This window comes from Methylobacterium oxalidis (genome assembly GCF_007992195.1).
Classification (GTDB): domain Bacteria; phylum Pseudomonadota; class Alphaproteobacteria; order Rhizobiales; family Beijerinckiaceae; genus Methylobacterium; species Methylobacterium oxalidis.
Genome location: NZ_BJZU01000055.1, coordinates 22,261 through 40,467, shown reverse-complemented (window position 1 = coordinate 40,467; position 18,207 = coordinate 22,261). Strand labels below are relative to the sequence as shown.

The following is an 18,207-nucleotide window of genomic DNA, read 5'->3' as shown; positions in this document are numbered from 1 at the left end:
GGGCGGGCCGCGCCCGGTCAGATCCGTGCCTGGACGATGGTGGTGCAGGCGCTCTCAAGCTTCGGCAGGTCGCGCGCGGCGGCCATCCGGACGGCGAGCGTCCGGTCCTCGCCGCGCGCCACCGGGCAGTAGGGATCCACCGCGTCGAGGGCGTCCATCAGGCGCCGGCGCCCCGCGCAGCCGCCGTGGCAGGCAGCCTCGTGGGCGCAGCCGCGGCAGGGCTCGGGCAACGCGCGCGCGGCGACGAAGGGCTCCGTCTCGACGATCTCCGAGCCGGCCTCGATCAGCGTGCCGAGGGCCTGACCCGTCCCGCCCCAGTAGACGCAGGGCTGCACCGTGCCCCGCGGCGTCACCCGCACGGTGCCGGCGCCGCAGCCGCCGCGGCGGGCGGGCAGCCCCGCCATCGCCCGCACCAGCGGCTCGCCGATGGCGATCACGTCGGTCTCGGAGAACAGCCGGGCGAACCCGTCCCAGTACTCCTCGTAGGTGAGCGCGAAAGCGTCGGTGCGCACGGCCTGATAGACGTTGATGCGCAACGGCGCCTCGAACCGCGCGGCCACCGCCGCGATCTCGTGCAGGCGGTCGAAGTTCGAGCGCATCATCACCGCGATGAAGGTGACGCCGACTCCGAGCCGGCGGCAGCGCGCCGCCTGCTCCATCACGAGATCCCAGTTGCCCGCACCCCGCTGCGCGTCCTGCTCCGCACGGCTCGGGTAGTCGATCGAGAACTCGACGTCCGCGAAGGCCCGCACCTGCTCGTCGTCGATCACGGCGATCGAGTGCCCGTTCGAGGTGATGGTGAGCTTGAGGGGCTCGTGGCGCAAGAGATCGAGCAGGGCGGGAAATTGCGGGTGCATCCCGTTCTCGCCGGTGCCGAGATTGACGGAGCGCACGGGCAGCCGGTCGAGCACCGCGCGGACCTGCCCGGGCGCGAGCCGGTCGACGCGGCTCGGGTCGCGGTAGCAGAACTGGCAGGCGAGGTTGCACTCGTTGGTCAGCCCGAGGCCCAGGGAGAAGCTGCGGCGCGGCTCTTCGGTGCGGGCGGAGATGTCGTTCATGCGCGAACTCACGACCGGGGCGCCGAGACCGGCGCCACGTTTCCTGTAGCATCGGACTCTTCGAGGCGGGAGGAAGCGCGGTGACATCCGATCTGCAGCCGGATCAGCGATACGCCCTCTGGAACGATCATGTACGCGTGTACGAGGCGGTGTTCGAGCCGCTGACAGACCAATTCGCGCGGGCCGCGATCAGGGCGCTCGACTTCGCGCTCGGATCCCTCTGTCTCGACGTGGCGGCGGGCAGCGGGGGCGCCGCGCTGATGGCGGCGCGCGCGGGCGCCCGCGTCGTGGCGATCGACGCGGCCCCGGGCATGGTCCGGCGCGTCCGGGAGCGGGCCGCGGAAACCGGCCTGCCGGTCTCCGCCGCCGTGATGGACGCGCAGGGCCTCGCCCTGTCGGACGCCGCCTTCGGCGCCGCCCTCTCGGTCTTCGGCCTCATCCTCTGTCCCGATGCGGGCCGGGCGCTGGCGGAGGCCGCCCGCACCCTGAGACCCGGCGGCCGGATAGCCGTCGTCACGTGGACCGAGCCGCAGAACTACGAGCTCGCGGCACGGCTCCTGGCAGCGGCCGCGGCCGTGCGCGGCCCCCTGCCTCCGCCGCCCGTCGCGCCGGCCCAGCTCCGCTACAGTGACCCGGTCGCGTTCCGCGCCCTCCTCGCCTCGGCGGGACTCGCGGTGGAGCCGATCCGCCGGCTCGAAGCGAACCTCGAAGCGCCCTCCGCCCGCTGGCTCGCCGAGCGCCTCGGCTTCGCGCCGGGCCTCGCCGCTTTGCTCGCCGCGCAGGGCGAGGCGCGTGAGGCGGTGATCGCGCGGTTCTGCGCCGACCTCGAGCGTGACCAGGGCGCCGGCCCGGTCGCCCTGAGGGCCGTCGCCCAGCTCGGTCTCGCGAGACGGTCTGAAACCGGACAGTCCGCCGCCTCGTAACCGGCGCGACGCGGTGCGCGAAGAGGCGGCGCGGGTGCTCGGCTCGCAGGACCGTGAGGGAACGGGATATCCTGCCCGTTCCGAAAACGGTGCCTTGGCTGCATGCTGCGCACGAGACGCATCGGAGGGCGAAGCGGATGCTCGATCGGATACGCGGATTTTCGCTCGCACTGACGCTCGCCGCCGGCTGGGCGGGGGGCGCCGCCGCGCAAGGTGCCAAGCCGCCCTTCGTCTTCACCGGCATCCCGGACCAGGACGAGAGCCGTCTCGTCGAGCGCTTCGGCAAGGTCGCGACCTATCTGGAGAGCAAGCTCGGCGTGCCGGTGCGCTACATCCCGGTGAAGAACTATCCCGCCGCCGTCACCGCCTTCACCAACGGGCAGGTGCAGCTCGCCTGGTTCGGCGGGTTCACCGGCGTGCAGGCCCGCAAGGCCGTGCCGGGCTCGCAGGCCATCGCGCAGGGCGCTGAGGACGCGGCCTTCAAGACCTACCTCATCGCGAATGCCGGCAGCGGTCTGACGCGGGGCGCGGATTTTCCGAACGCGATCGAGGGCAGGAGCTTCACGTTCGGCTCGCGCGCCTCGACCTCGGGCCGGCTGATGCCGGAGTACTTCATCCGGCAGGCTTTTCCGGGGCGGACGCCCGAGCAGATCTTCTCGAGGGTCGGATTCTCGGGCGACCACAGCCGCACCATCCAGCTCGTCCAGTCCGGCGCCTTCGAGGTCGGCGCGGTCGACTACTCGGTCTGGGACCTCGACACGAAGGCCGGCAAGGTCGATCCCAAGGCGGTCGCGGTGATCTGGGAGAGCCCGACCTATCCCGACTACCAGTGGACGGTCCGGGGCGACGTGGACGCCACCTACGGCGCGGGATTCACCGAGACGTTGAAGGCCGCGCTGATCGGGATCGCCGATCCGGCCATCCTCGAGCCCTTCGGCCGCTCGAAGTTCATCCCGGTCACGAACGCCGCCTACGACCCGCTGATCGCGGTGGGCAAGTCCACCGGCCTCCTCGACTGAGGCTCCGGTGAGCGGGCCCGCCATCACCCTCGCCAATGCGTCGGCGGCCTATGACGGCCGGACCGTGCTGCGGGGCATCGACCTGACGATCCGGACGGGCGAGCGCGTCGCCCTGATGGGCCGCTCGGGAGCCGGCAAGTCGACGCTCATCGGGCTGATCCACGGGCAGGCGGCGGAGCGGATCGCCCTGGTGCCGCAGGCGTCGGCGCTGGTCCGGACACTTTCCGTGTTCCACAACGTCTACATGGGCCGGCTCGATCGGAACCCGACGCTCCACAACCTGCGCAACTTGGTCTGGCCGGCCGCCGCCGACTGGACGGAGGTCGGCCGCGTGCTCGGCCGCGTGGGCCTCGCCGACGCGATCCGCGCCAAGGCGGGGGCCCTGTCGGGCGGCCAGCAGCAGCGGGTCTCGGTGGCGCGCGCCCTCTACAACGGACGGCCGATCCTCGTCGCCGACGAGCCGGTCTCGGCCCTCGACCGGGCGCAGGGCGCGGCGATCCTCGCCGAGATGGCTCGGACCCACGAGACCCTGGTCCTCGCCCTGCACGACGTCGCCCTGGCGCTCGCCCATGCCGGCCGGATCGTCGTGCTGGATGAGGGCCGCATCGTGCTCGACGCCCCGAGCCGAGGGCTCGACGCCGCGGCGCTCGCCCCCTTCTACGAGCCGGCCGCATGATCGCCGGGCGCGCTCCCGCCGAGCGCGCCTCCCCGCGCGCGCTCGCCCTGCCCAAGCGCCGGCCCGCGCCCGGCTACGCCGCGGTCAGCCGCTGGTTCGTCGCTCTCGCGCTCGCCGCCCTCCTCGCCGCCGATCTGCACGTGTCGAGCCTCAACCCCTGGGGCGAGCTCGGGCGCCTCCTCGCCGGCCTGGCCCGCCCGGACCTCCTCTCGGTGGCGGGCTGGAGCATCGTCTACACCGTCGCCTTCGCGGTGCTCGGCGTCGGCCTCGGCGCCGGTGCCGGTTTCCTGCTCGCGATTCCCTTCGCGCGCAGCCGCCTCGTGCGCGTCCTCTGCGCGGCCCTGCGGGCGGTGCACGAGCTGTTCTGGGCGCTCCTGCTGATGCAGGTCTTCGGCCTCTCCGCGACGACCGGGATCCTCGCCATCGCCCTGCCCTACGCAGGGATCTGCGCCAAGGTCTATTCCGAGATCATCGAGGAGGCCGACCTCTCGGCCCTGCGCGTCCTGCCGGCCGGCACCGGCGCGGTCTCGGCCTTCGCCTACGCGCGGCTGCCGGATGTCGCGGCGGCCTTCCGCCACTACACGCTCTACCGGCTCGAGTGCGGGATGCGCTCGACCCTGGTGCTCGGCTTCATCGGCCTGCCGACTATGGGGTTCTATCTCGAATCCGCCTTCCGGCAGGGGCGATACGCGGAGGCCGGGGCGCTCCTCCTCGTCTTCTACGCGCTGATCGGCACGCGCCGCCTCTGGGTGCGGGCGAAGACCCTGCCGCTTCTCGTGCTCGGCAGCGCGCTGGCGCTGCCCCCGATGATCGGCGCGACCGACATCGGGGCGAGCCTCTCCCGCTTCCTCGGCCACGACATCTTTCCCGGTCCCTTGCGCGGCGCGCCGCTCTCCGACCCCGAGACCTGTGCTCGGACCTGGGCATGGCTGCGGCCGATCCTGACCGATCAGGTCCTGCCCGGGGCGGCGAACACCCTGATCCTGGCGCAGATCGCGCTGGTGGCGACCGGACTCGGCGCCCTCATGCTCTTCCCGCTGGTCTCGAGGCGCTTCGCGGGCCCGCTCGGACGCCCGCTCGGCCGTGTGCTCCTCGTCGCCGTGCGCTCGACGCCCGAGTACATGCTCGCCTACGTCGCGCTCCAGCTCCTCGGGCCCTCGATGCTGCCCGCGATCCTGGCGCTCTCGATCCACAACGCCGGCATCATCGGCTTCCTGATGGGCCGCCACGCCGACCTCATCCCCTATCGCCCGGACGCGCCGCGGGGTCTGAACCTTTACGCCTACGAGACGGTGCCGCGGCTCTACGGCCAGTTCCTCGCCTACCTGCTCTACCGCTGGGAGATCATCCTGCGCGAGAGCGCGATCCTCGGCATCCTCGGCGTCGCGACGCTCGGCTACTACGTGGACGCCGCGATCTCGGAGCTGCGCCTCGACACGGCCGTGGTGCTCATCGGCGCCACCGCGCTGATGGCGGTCACCGTCGACGCGCTGTCGCGGCTGCTCCGGCGGAGCCTGCGCATCAACACCCTGCCGACCCGCCTCGCCGAGCCCGTCCGGCACTCGGCGGCGGTGCCGGATCCCCGTCAGCGGCCTGCTTGAGCGAGGCGCCATGCGCACGAATCCCTACACCGATCTCCTCACCTTCCTGACGGCCGGCCAGAGCGACCAGATCGGGCTCGGCCCCTGGCGCTGGGTGATGATGGCGCTGTTCGCCGCCCTCGTGCTCGGCAGCCTGCTGGTGGCCGCTCGCGAGTGGGCGGAGGACCCGCGCCAGCGCACCGGGCGAGATCTCGGCGTGTGGCTGATCCGGTTCCTGATCGGCTGCATGTGGTTCCAGAACCTGTTCTGGAAGATGCCGCTCTTCTCCACCGAGAACGGCCTCTACTTCTGGACCAGCGAGGAGGTGAAGACCGCCGCCTTCCAGGTCCACCGCGACCTCGTCGCCACCTGGATCCTGCCGACCCCGAACTTCCTCTACGTGGACGTGCTGGTCTTCCTCACCGAGCTCGCATTCGCGGCCTCGCTGATGCTCGGCCTCGGGGTGCGCCTCGTCGGCGTGATCGGCGTGCTCTTCGTCGCCCAGCTCTGGCTCGGCCTCTACCAGCACCCGCAGGAATGGCCCTGGACCTACGTCTTCCTGGCGAGCCTGATGGCGCTGTTCGCGCTGATCGCCGCGGGCCGCAGCCTCGGACTCGACGGGCTCCTGCGGCGCACGCACCCGCCGGACATGACGAACGGTGCGGTCGCGGCCATCGTGCGCGTCGCCTCGTGATGGGGCGGACCACCGCCCTCGGCATCATGTGCAAGGCGCCGCGGCCGGGCCTGACCAAGACGCGGCTCGCCCGTGTGCTCGGCCTTGAGCGGGCCGCCGCCCTCTCGGGCTGCTTTCTGCGGGACGTGGCGGCGAGCATCGAGGCGCTGCCGGCGGCTCTCGGGGCGCGCGGCTACGGCGTCTACGCGCCGGCCGGCACGGAAGCCGAGCTCCGGGCCCTCCTCCCCGCGGGCTTCGGCCTGCTCCTGCAGGAGGGAGCGGATTTCGGGCTCGTGCTCGCCGGCGCGGTAAGGGCCCTGATCAGCCCCCACGGGCATGCCGGCGCGATCCTGATCAACGCGGACTCGCCGACCCTGCCCACCGCCCTGCTGGCGCGGGCCGTCGAGGCGCTCGCACGGCCCGGCGACCGCGTCGTGCTCGGACCCGCCAGCGACGGCGGCTACGTGCTGATCGGGCTCAAGGCGGACCATCCCGGTCTGTTCCGGGACATCCCCTGGAGCACGCAGGCGGTGCTGGAGGCGACCTGCGCGCAGGCCGCCGCCATCGGACTGGCCGTCGAACGTCTGTCCCTCTGGTACGACATCGACGATGCCGGGACGCTCGACGTCTTGCGGGGCGAGCTCGCCGGCGAGCCCCTGCCCTTCGCGACGGACCTCGTCGGCGGTCCCGCGCGGGCGACGCGAACCTTCCTGGCGGGGGCGCCCTGATGCCCGCGACCCTGCGCCTCGCCGCGCTCGGCCTCGCCGCCCTGGCCCTGGTGGCCGCCGGGATGCCGGCACTCCTGCGCTTCGGCGACGACGCCTTCCTGGCCCTCGCCGTGGCCGGAGCCGTTGCGGCGGCGCTCGCCGCGCGCCTGCCCGTCGCGGATGCGCGGCCGGCGCTGATCCTCATCCTGGGCTTCGGCCTCGCGATGCGGCTCGTCGCGCTGCCCTCCCCCCCGATCCTCTCGACCGACATCTTCCGCTACGTCTGGGACGGGCGCGTTCAGGGGGCCGGCATCAACCCCTACCGATACGTCCCGGCCGATCCGGCGCTCACCCCGCTGCGGGACGCCCTGATCTTCCCCTTCATCAACCGGGCGGACTATGCCGTCACCATCTATCCGCCGGTGGCGCAGGTCTTCTTTTTCCTCGTCACCCGAGTCTCCGAGAATCCGCTCGCGATCAAGCTCGGCCTCGTCCTGTGCGAGGGCGGCACGGTGCTGGCGCTGCTCGGCCTGCTGCGCCGCCTCGGCCTGCCGGCGAGCCGCGTCGCGGCCTACGCCTGGCACCCTCTGCCCGTCTGGGAGATCGCGGGGCAGGGCCATGTCGACGGGCTGATGGTCGCGCTCACGATGCTCGGGATCTGGTTCGCGCTCGCGCGGGACAAGCCTGCGGCGGGTGCCGTGCTCGTCGCGCTGGGCTCTCTCGCCAAGCCCTTCGCGCTGCTCGCGCTGCCGCCGCTCTGGCGTCCCCGGCGCTGGGGCATGGTGGCCGCGGTGATCGCCACCATCCTCCTCGCCTACCTGCCCTACCTCTCCGTGGGGATGGGCGTGCTCGGCTTCCTGGGCGGAGGCTACGCCGAGGAGCAGGGCATCTCCGGCGGCTGGGGCTTCACCCTTCTGCGGCTGTGGCGCCAGGGCGTCGGCCTGTTCCCGCACGACGCCGCCCTCTACATCGCCCTGTCGCTCGCGGTTCTGATCGGGATGAGCCTGCGTTTCGGCTTCCGGCGCGCACGCTCGCCCGAGCGGAGCCTTCGCGACCTCGCCCTGCTCATCCTCGCCTTCCTCGTCCTGTTCTCGCCCGAATATCCCTGGTACGCGCTGATCGCGGTGCCGTTCCTGGCGCCCGTGCCGACGATGGCGGGCTGGGTCCTGACGGTCGGCTCGCTCGGCCTCTACGACGTCGTGCCGGGCGATCCGCAATTCAGCTTCGAGACGCGCGCGGCTCTCCTGATCGCCGCGATCCTGATCGCCGCACTCCACGACGCCGCGATGATGCGGGCGGGCGGCGCGGGTCCCGTCCCGCACGACGCCGCGCTCGACCGAGGAACCGGAGTAGCGCCCCACCGGTCCGCGATCGTGGGCGGCGCGCCAGGGAGGACGCCATGACGAGCCCCCGGACCGAGACCCCCGGCGCGCCCGCCGTCGATCCGCGACGCTACCACGAGGCGGCCCCCGCTCAGGCGGGAGCTCGCGCGGAGCGGCCGCCGGTCTGCCTCTACCTGGAGGTGACGAACCGCTGCAACCTGCTCTGCACGACCTGCCCGCGCACCTACGCGGAGCTGGAGCCCCCGGCCGACATGAGCTGGGACCTGTTCACGGCCATCGTCGATCAGGTGCCGGGCCTCGCCCGCGCGGTCCTGCACGGGGTCGGCGAGCCGATGCTCGTGAAGGATTTGCCCCGCATGGTGGCCTACCTGAAGGCGCGGGGCAGCTACGTCCTGTTCAACACCAACGGCACCGTCCTGTCGGAGAGGAACGGCCGCGCCCTGATCGAGGCCGGCCTCGATGAGCTGCGCGTCTCGCTCGACGCCTCCACGCGGGCCTCCTACATCCAGGTCCGCGGCAAGGACTATTTCGAGCGCATCCTTCGGAACGTCCGGGCCTTCCGCGCCCTCCAGGAGCGCGAGGGCCACGCGACGCCCCGGGTCTCGGCCTGGCTCACCGGCCTCAAGGAGACTTTGCACGAGCTGCCCGCCTTCGTGCGGGTCGCGGCGGAGGCCGGCGTGCGCGAGGTCTACCTCCAGCGCCTCGTCTTCTTCGAGACCGACGCGATCGGCCTCGCCCGGCCGGATCAGGCCCTCTACGAGCGCATGGACCGGGAGGAGACGGCCATCCTCGCGGAGGCCGAGGCGGAGGCCGCGCGCCTCGGGCTCGCTTTCTCCGCCTCCGGCGCGGCGAGCGAGCCCGGGATGAGCCTGAGACGGGCGGAGGACGAGACGCCCTGGTCGCTGTGCCGGCGGCCGTGGACCGTCATGTACATCACGGCGAACGGCCGCGCCCTGCCCTGCTGCATCGCGCCCTTCTCGCAGCGGGGTTACGAGAACTACACCCTCGGCGACGCGACGCAGGACACCCTGCGGGCGATCTGGAACGGCCCGGCCTACGCCGACTTCCGCGCCGCCCTCCTGTCCGACCGGCCGGCGGAGGCCTGCGCCAGCTGCGGCCTGCGCTGGAGCCTCTGACCGCGGTGGCCGACCTCGCCCTCCTCTCGGCGATTGTGCCGGCCCTCGACGAGGAGACGGCGATCGCCGACGTGGTCGCGGGCCTCCGGGCTCAGGGCGCCGACGAGGTCATCGTGGTCGACGGCGGCTCGCGGGACGCGACCGTGGCGCGGGCCGAGGCCGCGGGCGCCCGGGTGATCGCCGAGCGCCGCCGCGGCTACGGGCGAGCCGTGCGCGCCGGCATCGCCGCGGCACGAGCCGATGCGGGCGTCCTCCTCTTCGTCGACGGGGACGGAAGCGACCGGCTGGAAGCGGTGCCCGACCTCGTCGGGCCGATCCGCCGCGGCGAGGCCGACTTCGTCCACGGTTCCCGGATCCTGGGCCCGCGCGAGCCGGGTGCGCTCAGCCCCCAGCAGATCGCGGCGGGCCACGTCGCGGGCCGGCTCGTGCGCCTCGCCTACGGCGTCGACTTCACCGACATGTCCCCGTTCCGCGCGATCCGCCGCGACAGCCTCGACCGGCTCGGCATGCGCGAGGAGACCTACGGCTGGAACCTGGAGATGCTGATGCGCGCCGCCGCGGCCGGCCTGCGCTGCCGCGAGGTGGCGGCCGGGCAGCGGACGCGCCGGGGCGGCGCCTCCAAGGTCTCGGGTGACTGGCGCGTCGCCTCGCGCGCGGCCTGGGTGATCGGCCGCACCTTCCTGCGCCTCTGCCTCGCGCTGCGCCGGGAGGCGAAGCGCTAAGGCTTGAGGAACATTCTGGGGCGGCACGCCCGCTTGCGGCGGGTCGATGACGGATGCGTATCGGGCGAGAGCGGCCCTGGCATGCCGGAGTGTGGGCGTCTCCGCGTTCGCAGCCCGGCCGAGGACGCGTTCACCTCGCTGTTCGATCGTCGATCGCGAGCTTCTGCTCAGGTCCTCAGCGGTGGAACCTCCAGCCACCGAGATGCGACCCAGCCTCTCCGGCGGACGCGTCGGCCGGGCGCGGGAGGTAGCCGCGGACGAGAAGCTCGGCTTCCTGCGCGCGGTTGGCCATCACTCTGGCCGAGAAACCGTAGCGTCCCTCCTCGCGGGAGAGAGCCTTCCGCCGCGCCAAGCTGTCTGATCTGCGCTGCAGGTTGACCAGCGAACGGTTGAGAAGGGCGGTGATTGTCAAGGACGAGATTCCTTACTGGAATACGATGGCCCTTGAGCGTTTCCTGTCGGATAAGTGGCCCTCGGCTTGGCCCTTCGAAATGCGGGAGGCTGCATGCTCGGCATGCGGTCAACTCATGAACACAGGAATGTCTGCGTTCTCCACCGAGTGGCCGCTTCAAATGCGGAGGTGCCGAAAGAGCGTGCATCGGCGGCTCAGCGCCAGGGGCGTGCGCACCGCCGGCCTGAACTACCTCAGGTCCCATGGCGGACGTCGCGGAGGACGACGCCATCGGGCTGCCTGAGCCCGCATCCGGGACGAGCGAGCTCGCCAGGATGGCTCACGAAGTCGCGACGAGGGCAGACCACGACCGGACTGACCCTGTGCCGACCTCAACTCCCGGCGGACCGATCAAGGCGCTCTGAGCAGGCGCGGGAGACTGAGACGATCTCCCCGTCACACTCCTCCCGATGCAGGTTGATGCTGCCCGTGAGGATGCGACCGCTGCCGCAACCGGGGAAGTCCGCGCTCGCGAAGATCGCGAGCGCGCCTTGGTTGTCGCATCGGCCCGGATCGGACGATCAGTGCCAGAGTGCGATGAACAGCGCCCAGACGACGATCGGTGCCCCCACCGTGACGATGGCGCCGTAGGCCATGAGCTTGCGGAAGAAGACCTCGCGGTCGACGCCCTGGGCGTTGGCGAGAACGAGGGCGCCGTTGGTCGAGAAGGGGCTCACATCGACGATGGTCGAGGAGACGGCCATGGCGGCGATGAAGCCGATCGCGCTCACGCCCGTTCCCGCCTGCAGGAACGGCACGGCCAGCGGGATGAGGGATCCGAGCACGGCCGTCGAGGACGCGAAGGCCGAGACGACCGCTCCGATGAAGCACAGGAGGAGTGCGGCGAGCATCGGCGAGGCCAGACCGGCCACGCTGTCGCCGACGAACGTGATCGTGCCCATCTTCTCCAGAACGACCACGTAGGTGCTGACGCCCGTGATGAGCATGATCTCGGGCCACGCGACCTGCCCCATCGCGCGCTTCTGCAGGTTCGGCGCGATCAGCGACAGGAACAGGCCGATCGTGATCGCGACGAAGCCGATGTCGAGATTGAAGGCCAGGACCAGGACCGCGAGGGCGACGAGGCCGAGCAACGTGATGATCTGGTAGAGGCTGCCGTCCCGGCTCGTCTCCTCCTCGACCGCGTTCTCCACGATCGAGCGGCCCGGCCGCTGCCCGGTCTCGAGCGCGATCTCCTCGCTGAGGGCCTCGGCCTCGGCATCGCCGTAGATCTGCGGGCCCGATTGCGCCCCCGCGATCCGAGTGGGCGGGACGTTGACGACCGCCGGCTCCGCCGCCGTCGCGCGCAGGAGCTTCCGGCCGCCGAGCGCGAAGAACAGCAGCACCGCGACGGCGAGGTTGACGCCGAAGCTGGCCAGGAAGGTCGTGATCTCGCTGAGCGGCAGCCCGGCCTTCGCGACGACCCGGTTGGTGATGCCGCCGTAGATGCTGATCGGCGAGAAGCCGCCCGCCTGGGCACCGTGGACCACCATGAGGCCCATGAGCAGGGGTGAGATGCGGTACTTGAACGCGAAGCCGAGCGCGATCGGCGCAATGATCGCGACCGCACCCGGGCTGACCGCGCCGACAGCCGTCAGGACGGCGGAGATCCCGAACATGATCCACGGGATCGCGGCGATCCGGCCCCGCACGGCTCTGACCGCCAGCCGCACCAGCCAGTCGATCGTGCCGTTGTTCTGCGCGATCGCGAAGAGGAACGTGATCCCGACCAGCGTGAGGAACAACCCGCCTGGGAAGCCCGCGATGATGGCGTTCGTGGTCTGCCCGGCCACCAGGGTTCCGACCAGGAACGCGCCCACGAAGGCCAGCACGCCCATGTTGACCGGCAGGATCGTGGCGACGACGAACATCGCGACGAGGGCGTAGATCGAGATCAGCTGTGGCGTCATGGCGCCCGCTCCTCCGTTTCCTCCCCTGCGTCAGGTGGACGAGCGGCTTCCGGCCGATTCGCGGGGATTGCGCAGGCGAATCCCTCATATCCTTGATTCGTCAGATACCCTCCTGCGCATTCACGGTCAACGCTCTTGTATACAAGAATGCGCTTGTAAAATTATCTACGGTCGTCTTAGGATGCAGTCGAGCAGGACGAACGCCATGAGACGAGCTCAAGCACTCAGGGACGCCCTCGAGCAGGAGATCATCACCGGCAGGTTCCGCCCCGGCGACCGGCTGGACGAGCAGAGCTTGGCTGCCCGCTTCGAGGTATCCCGCACCCCGATCCGCGAGGCGCTGATGCAGCTCGCCTCGACGGGGTTGGTCGAACTGCAGGCGCGGCGCGGCGCGTTCGTGACCCTCCTCAGCTTCAAGGACGTGGTTGAGCGGTTCGAGGTCATGGCCGCGCTGGAGGGAATGTGCGGGGCCCTGGCGGCGCGTCGCATCACCCAAGCGATGCAGCGGGAGATCGAGAAGGTTCACGAGGATTGCGTTCGCGAGGCGTCGCAGGAGAACGCCGACGCCTATTACTACGCGAACGAGCGGTTTCATCACCTCATCTACGAGGCCTGCCAGAATCGATTCCTGGCAGAGCAGGCCGCTCAGCTTCATGCCCGTTTGAAGCCCTATCGGCGCCTGCAGCTCCGGGCCCGGAGCCGCGTGGCGAACTCGCTCGCGGAGCATCAGAGCATCGTCGACGCCATCCGGGACGGCGACGGCGAGCGGACCGAGCGCCTGCTGCGCGAGCACATCCTGATCCAGGGCGAGCGCCTGGCGGACTTCATCGCGAGTTTCGAACGCGCGGCCTGAGGCGGCCGTGAGACCTGAAGCGGGCGGCCTATCCTCCTGAAACGTGCGGGCGGGGCTGATGACCTGGGGACCCATGCCATGAGCGAACTTCTGACTGCCGAAGCCCTGACCGCCTTCCTCCAGGTGATCATGATCGATCTCGTCCTGGCGGGCGACAACGCCGTCGTGATCGGTCTGGCGGCGGCCGGACTGCCGAAGGATCAGCGCAACAAGGCGATCCTGATCGGGATCATCGCGGCTACGGTCCTGCGCATCATGTTCGCGAGCCTCACGACGCAGCTCCTGGAGATCGTGGGCCTGCTCCTTGCCGGCGGCATCCTGCTGCTCTGGGTGTGCTGGAAGATGTGGCGGGAACTGCGGGCCGGCCATGCGGAGAAGGATCTCGAGGCCGAGGAGGCTCTGGAGGACCGCGACCTCGACCAGGATGGCCAGATCGCCGAGCACGCGCCGCGCAAGACCTTCGCTCAGGCCGCCTGGCAGATCGTGATCGCCGACGTCTCCATGTCGCTCGACAACGTGCTGGCGGTCGCGGGCGCCGCGCGCGAGCACCCGATCGTCCTGATCTTCGGCCTCGGCCTCTCGATCGCCCTGATGGGCATCGCCGCGAGCTTCATCGCCCGCCTGCTCCAGAAGTACCACTGGATCGCCTACGTGGGTCTTGCCGTGATCCTCTACGTGGCCGGCGAGATGATCTACCGCGGCGCCTTGGAGGTGTGGCCGGCCATCCATCGCGGCTAGCTCTATTCTGGCAGCCGGCACGGCGCCTGTGAGGCTAGCCGGTGCCACCCGTATGCGAAGCTCGGCTGCCGCGATGTCCGCTCCGGAAGTGCCGTCCGGATCGGCTCAGCGGCGGCACCGGGCGCATCGTGGCCGACCGAGCTTGTCGGCCGAGCCTGGCCGGACGTGCCGGTCCGCCTCGAGGCGCCTCAGGCGAGGAAGCGGACGCGCCGCTTCCGCCTCACGATGGACATCCTGCTGCCAAGCGGTCAAGCTCGGCAGCCGCCGTTCCGCTCGGAGTCGATGAACGCATCCGTCGCGTCGCTCGGAGGTCTGATGGCAAGCGCATTTTCCCATGGCACCGTCCACGAAGCACGCGAAGACCTTCAGGCCGCGGTTCGATCGGACCCCGAGATCCTTTTGCTTTGGGAGAGCCTGACGTCGCTCGGCCGGAACGAGTTCATCTGCTGGGTCGATGACGCGAAGCAGGCGACGACGCGCCAGCGCCGCATCGAGCGAACATGCGAGGCGCTGCTGGAGGGGAAGAAGCGGCCCTGCTGCTGGGCGGGTTGCATTCACCGCACCGACAAGGCGCCCAGCCGATGGCAACAGGCGGTCCTGATCGATCGGAAGGCGAAGAACGGGTCATGACGCGTCCGCGAGCGAATGGTCCCGTCCTGCCTCTCCGGGAGGGCTGCCGGAGGCCTCCAACCCGCTGACGGCCACCGCTCGGCCAGTCGCATGTCCCGTTCCGATCGTGCAACCTGCACGGCTCGCCGACCGGGACGGACGAAAGCGCTCAGAAAAGGCTGGACGATGCCGATCCGGTTCGGAGTGCGAAGGATCTAGGTTTCGGCGATGAGATCCTTGATGCGGGAGGCGAGCGCCTCCAGCACGAACGGCTTGGTCAGGACCTGCATGCCGGGCCGCAGGTACCCGTTCCCGAGCACGGCGTTCTCGGCGTAGCCCGTGATGAACAGGACCTTCAGGTCTGGTCTCCGCTCACGCCCCGCATCCGCCATCTGCCGCCCGTTCATGCCGCCCGGCAGGCCGACATCCGTCACCAGCAGGTCGATGCGCACGTCCGATTGCAGCACTTTCAGGCCGGCGACGCTGTCTGCGGCCTCGATGGCGGTGTAGCCGAGGTCCTCCAGCACCTCGGTGACGAGCATGCGCACGGAGGGCTCGTCGTCCACGATCAGCACCGTCTCGCCCTGGCCCGCGCGCTCGACCTCGGCGAGCCTCCGGGTCACATCGTCCTCGTCGGCCTCGCCGTAGTGGCGCGGCAGGTAGAGGCAGACCGTCGTTCCCTGGCCGACCTCGGAGTAGATCCGCACCTGCCCACCGGACTGGCGCGCGAAGCCGTAGACCATCGACAGGCCGAGGCCGGTACCCTCGCCCGTCGGCTTGGTGGTGAAGAAGGGCTCGAAGACCTTGCCGATGATGTCCGGCGGCATCCCGGTGCCGGTGTCGGTGACGCAGACGCTGAGGTACTGCCCCGGCGGCATGTCGTGCTGGCGGGCGCCGGCCTCGTCGAGCCACTTGTTGGCGGTCTCGATGGTGATGCGGCCCCCGTCCGGCATGGCGTCGCGCGCGTTGATGCACAGGTTCAGCAGCGCGTTCTCGAGCTGGCCCGGGTCGATCAGCGCCGCCCACAGCCCCGCGAGGCCGACGACCTCGAGGTGGATGGCCGGGCCCACCGTGCGCCGGACGAGGTCCTCCATGCCGGTGACCAGCCGGTTCACGTCCGTGGGCTTCGGATCGAGGGTCTGGCGCCGGGAGAAGGCGAGCAGGCGATGGGTCAAGGCGGCCGCGCGCTTGGCCGCGCCCTGGGCGACCGTCATGTAGCGGTCGAGGTCGCTCATCCGACCTTGCGACATCCGGGTCTGCATCAGCTCCAGCGAGCCGGAGATGCCCGCGAGCAGGTTGTTGAAGTCGTGCGCCAGCCCGCCCGTCAGCTGCCCGACCGCTTCCATCTTCTGCGATTGCCGCAGCGCCTCCTCGGTCTGGGCGAGGGCATCGGCCTGATGCTTGGCCTCAGTGACGTCACGGGTCGACGCGTAGATCAGGCCGTCCCGCGGCACGGCGTTCCAGGACAGCCAGACGTAGCGTCCGTCCTTGTGGCGATAGCGGTTCTCGAAGGTGAGCTGCGCCTCTTCCTGAGCCAAGCCGTTCGCGGCCGACAGGGTGGCGGCGATATCGTCCTGGTGGACGAAGTCGAGGAACGGCCGTGCCTTCATCTCGGCCTCGCTCCACCCCAGCGTCCGCGACCAGGACGGGTTGAGGCTGACGAAATGTCCGTCGAAATTGGCGACGCAGAGCAGGTCCGATGACGCTTGCCAGACCTGGTCGCGCTCGGCTGTGCGGGCGGCGACCTGGCGTGCGAGGTCGGCCTCCGTCTGCTTGCGTGCGGTCACGTCCTGCACGAAAACGTGGAAGCCGTCGACGTGTCCGTCCACGGCTCGGCGGGGCAGGTAGCGGATCTCGGCGACGCGGGCGCGCCCATCGCGGTGCGGCCAATCCAACTCGAAGGTGACTGCCTCGCCCGAGAGGGCCCTGTCCATGAACGGCTTGCGCGCGGCGTAAGCCTTCGGGCCGAGAAGGTCCCGCACATCCTGGCCGACGATCATCTCGGCCGGTATCGAGAACCAGTCGTCATAGGCCTTGTTGGCGAAGCCGTAGACGTGGTCCGCGCCGATGAAGGAGATGAGGACCGGCAGGGCGTCCGTGATGAGGCGGAGCTCGCGCTCGCCGGCCTCGGCGCGCTGCTCGATCCTGCGACGCTCGGTGATGTCGGAGAAGAAGATGGCGACGCGGTTGGCCGAGGGCTCACCGGTGCGCAAGGCCCGCACGTCGAACCAGCGCCCGAACACCTCGGCGTAATGCTCGAAATGCGCGGGCTCGCCGGTCAGGGCGACGCTGCCATACGTGTCGAACCAGTGACGTTCGAGGTTGGGCGCGAACTCGCTCACCCACCGGCCGGCGACGTCGGCGCCGGTCTGCTGCACGAAGGCAGGGTTGGCCTCGACGATGCGGTAGTCGACGGCGCGGGTGCCCTCGAACATCATCTCGACGATGCAGAACCCCACTTCGATGCTCTCGAATAGGGTTCGATAGCGCACCTCGTTCTCCCGCAGGGCGATCTCGCCGAGGGTGCGCTCGGTGACGTCGTGGCCTTCGACGAAGATGCCGCTGACGACGCCGCGCGCATCGGCGATCGGCTGGTACACGAAGTCGAGATAGCGCTCGTTGACGGGTCCGCCCGGCAAGGCCCGGACGTCGAACCGGGCGCCCGTCGCCCGATGCGTCCGGCCGCTGCGGAAGACCTCGTCGAGCAGCGCGACGTAGCCCTGGGCCGCCGCCTCCGGCAGCGCCTCCGCGACCGTGCTCCCGACTACGGCGCGATCGCCGATGGTTCTCTGGTAGGCGGCGTTCGTCAGCGCGAAGCGGTGCTTCGGGCCACTGAGGAGAGCGATGAAACTCGGAGCCTGCTCGAACATCTGCGCCAGAGAGGCCGACTGGGCACGCAGCAGGCGCACTTCGGCTTCGAGTTGCTCGCGCGACAGGGTTGTCGGGTCCGGGGTGAGAGGGGTGTGCATACGAGCCGGTCTAACCGGCGATTGTGTTGCGCGCGAGGAATTCGACCGTCGCGCGTCGCGACCAGCGGGCTGGGTGCTGGCATGGACGCTGCCGGCATTGGACGGACACCGACGAGCTCGCGACTTCCTCAGTTCCGAGCAGTCGACAGAACGTCAGTGGGCTCTGGCTCTCTCGAAGGCGCGGAGCACCTGATCCGCCAGATAGGGCTTGGGCACGAACATGCCGTGGTCCGGCACATCGCGCGGCGCGGGACGACACCGCCCCGACGTGATCACCAAGCGGATCTGCGGCCATCGCTCGGCCACTCGGGCAGCCAGCACGAAGCCGTTCATCGAGCCGGGCATCTCGATGTCGGTGAACAGCACGCCGATATCGCTGCGGCTCTGCAGGATCGCCCAGGCTTCGTCGGCGCATGCCGCCTCGACGACTGCAAACCCGGCATCCTCGAGCATGTCGACGGCCATCATGCGCACGAGATCTTCGTCCTCAACGATGAGAACACGGGTGGCGGAGGCGTTGGGCGGGATCGACATGAAGGGAAAACGGCGGCACGTGCGCAGAGGTTCACTCAGGTTAATTTTACAACTCTGCTTACGGGATGCAGGGCCGTGGTCGCTTCAGAGCATCCAGCCGGCGGTCATTCGGTTTCGAGACATTGCCGGGACCGACCGAGGGGCGGCTGCGGCCCAGACCGGAGGGTTCGGATTTCGGCCGTAAGCCATTCTGATGCGAGGTCGAGCGGCATCTGTCCGGCTCCTCGTTCCAGCGCAGCAGCCGACGATAACCGAGCCGAAGGCGGGCCTGGCGATGCAACTACATCTCCCGCCCGCCTTCGTTTG

16 protein-coding genes are annotated in these 18,207 nt (G+C 70.3%); 12 read left to right on the top strand and 4 right to left on the bottom strand.

What is annotated here, in order from left to right; genetic code table 11:
- Positions 1-17: 17 nt before the first annotated feature.
- Positions 18-1,058 carry a radical SAM/SPASM domain-containing protein gene (locus MOX02_RS14515; protein WP_147026506.1) on the bottom strand — a complete coding sequence of 347 codons (1,041 nt, stop codon included), beginning with the start codon at positions 1,056-1,058 and terminating at the stop codon, positions 18-20.
- 80 nt (positions 1,059-1,138) lie between these two features.
- On the opposite strand from MOX02_RS14515, the gene MOX02_RS14510 reads away from it, so the two are divergent.
- From MOX02_RS14510 to MOX02_RS14470, 9 genes are all read left to right on the top strand, one after another.
- Complete coding sequence (locus MOX02_RS14510) at positions 1,139-1,981, top strand: class I SAM-dependent methyltransferase (protein WP_147026505.1); 843 nt, start codon at positions 1,139-1,141, stop codon at positions 1,979-1,981.
- A gap of 137 nt (positions 1,982-2,118) precedes the next feature.
- Entirely contained in the window at positions 2,119-3,000 is an 882-nt protein-coding gene (locus MOX02_RS14505; RefSeq protein WP_147026504.1) for a putative selenate ABC transporter substrate-binding protein, read from the top strand.
- 7 nt (positions 3,001-3,007) lie between these two features.
- Positions 3,008-3,676, top strand: coding sequence for an ATP-binding cassette domain-containing protein (locus MOX02_RS14500; RefSeq protein ID WP_147026503.1), 669 nt, complete (start codon positions 3,008-3,010; stop codon positions 3,674-3,676).
- Entirely contained in the window at positions 3,673-5,277 is a 1,605-nt protein-coding gene (locus MOX02_RS14495) for a PhnE/PtxC family ABC transporter permease (RefSeq protein WP_174804928.1), read from the top strand. Before MOX02_RS14500 ends, MOX02_RS14495 begins: the two co-directional genes overlap by 4 nt.
- 10 nt (positions 5,278-5,287) lie before the next feature.
- The gene (locus MOX02_RS14490; RefSeq protein WP_147026502.1) at positions 5,288-5,950 is read left to right on the top strand and encodes a DoxX family protein; all 663 of its coding nucleotides are present in this window, start codon (positions 5,288-5,290) and stop codon (positions 5,948-5,950) included.
- Positions 5,950-6,657, top strand: a complete 708-nt coding sequence (locus MOX02_RS14485; RefSeq protein ID WP_147026501.1) for a TIGR04282 family arsenosugar biosynthesis glycosyltransferase — start codon at positions 5,950-5,952, stop codon at positions 6,655-6,657. Before MOX02_RS14490 ends, MOX02_RS14485 begins: the two co-directional genes overlap by 1 nt.
- Positions 6,657-8,039 (top strand): MptA/MptB family glycosyltransferase, encoded by a 1,383-nt coding sequence (locus MOX02_RS14480; protein WP_147026500.1) that lies wholly within the window; start codon positions 6,657-6,659, stop codon positions 8,037-8,039. Before MOX02_RS14485 ends, MOX02_RS14480 begins: the two co-directional genes overlap by 1 nt.
- Complete coding sequence (locus tag MOX02_RS14475; RefSeq protein ID WP_147026499.1) at positions 8,036-9,115, top strand: radical SAM/SPASM domain-containing protein; 1,080 nt, start codon at positions 8,036-8,038, stop codon at positions 9,113-9,115. Before MOX02_RS14480 ends, MOX02_RS14475 begins: the two co-directional genes overlap by 4 nt.
- 5 nt (positions 9,116-9,120) lie before the next feature.
- On the top strand, positions 9,121-9,837 hold the full coding sequence (locus tag MOX02_RS14470; protein ID WP_147026498.1) for a glycosyltransferase family 2 protein: 717 nt from the start codon (positions 9,121-9,123) through the stop codon (positions 9,835-9,837).
- Between the two features lie 972 nt (positions 9,838-10,809).
- Here MOX02_RS14470 and MOX02_RS14465 read toward each other — a convergent pair.
- On the bottom strand, positions 10,810-12,198 hold the full coding sequence (locus MOX02_RS14465) for an SLC13 family permease (RefSeq protein WP_147026497.1): 1,389 nt from the start codon (positions 12,196-12,198) through the stop codon (positions 10,810-10,812).
- Between the two features lie 205 nt (positions 12,199-12,403).
- Here MOX02_RS14465 and MOX02_RS14460 point away from each other — a divergent pair, with 205 nt between their 5' ends.
- The 3 genes from MOX02_RS14460 (at position 12,404) to MOX02_RS14450 (ending at position 14,419) form a co-directional block, all read left to right on the top strand.
- Positions 12,404-13,051 carry a GntR family transcriptional regulator gene (locus MOX02_RS14460; RefSeq protein ID WP_147026496.1) on the top strand — a complete coding sequence of 216 codons (648 nt, stop codon included), beginning with the start codon at positions 12,404-12,406 and terminating at the stop codon, positions 13,049-13,051.
- 78 nt (positions 13,052-13,129) lie between these two features.
- Positions 13,130-13,789 carry a TerC family protein gene (locus MOX02_RS14455; RefSeq protein WP_147026495.1) on the top strand — a complete coding sequence of 220 codons (660 nt, stop codon included), beginning with the start codon at positions 13,130-13,132 and terminating at the stop codon, positions 13,787-13,789.
- 165 nt (positions 13,790-13,954) lie between these two features.
- Positions 13,955-14,419, top strand: coding sequence for a YdeI/OmpD-associated family protein (locus MOX02_RS14450; RefSeq protein WP_244948437.1), 465 nt, complete (start codon positions 13,955-13,957; stop codon positions 14,417-14,419).
- A gap of 194 nt (positions 14,420-14,613) precedes the next feature.
- Here the strand turns inward: MOX02_RS14450 and MOX02_RS14445 are convergent, their stop codons facing one another.
- Both MOX02_RS14445 and MOX02_RS14440 read right to left on the bottom strand, forming a co-directional pair.
- Complete coding sequence (locus tag MOX02_RS14445; protein ID WP_147026494.1) at positions 14,614-17,367, bottom strand: hybrid sensor histidine kinase/response regulator; 2,754 nt, start codon at positions 17,365-17,367, stop codon at positions 14,614-14,616.
- Positions 17,368-17,520: 153 nt separating this feature from the next.
- Entirely contained in the window at positions 17,521-17,901 is a 381-nt protein-coding gene (locus MOX02_RS14440) for a response regulator (protein WP_147026493.1), read from the bottom strand.
- Positions 17,902-18,207 lie beyond the last annotated feature (306 nt).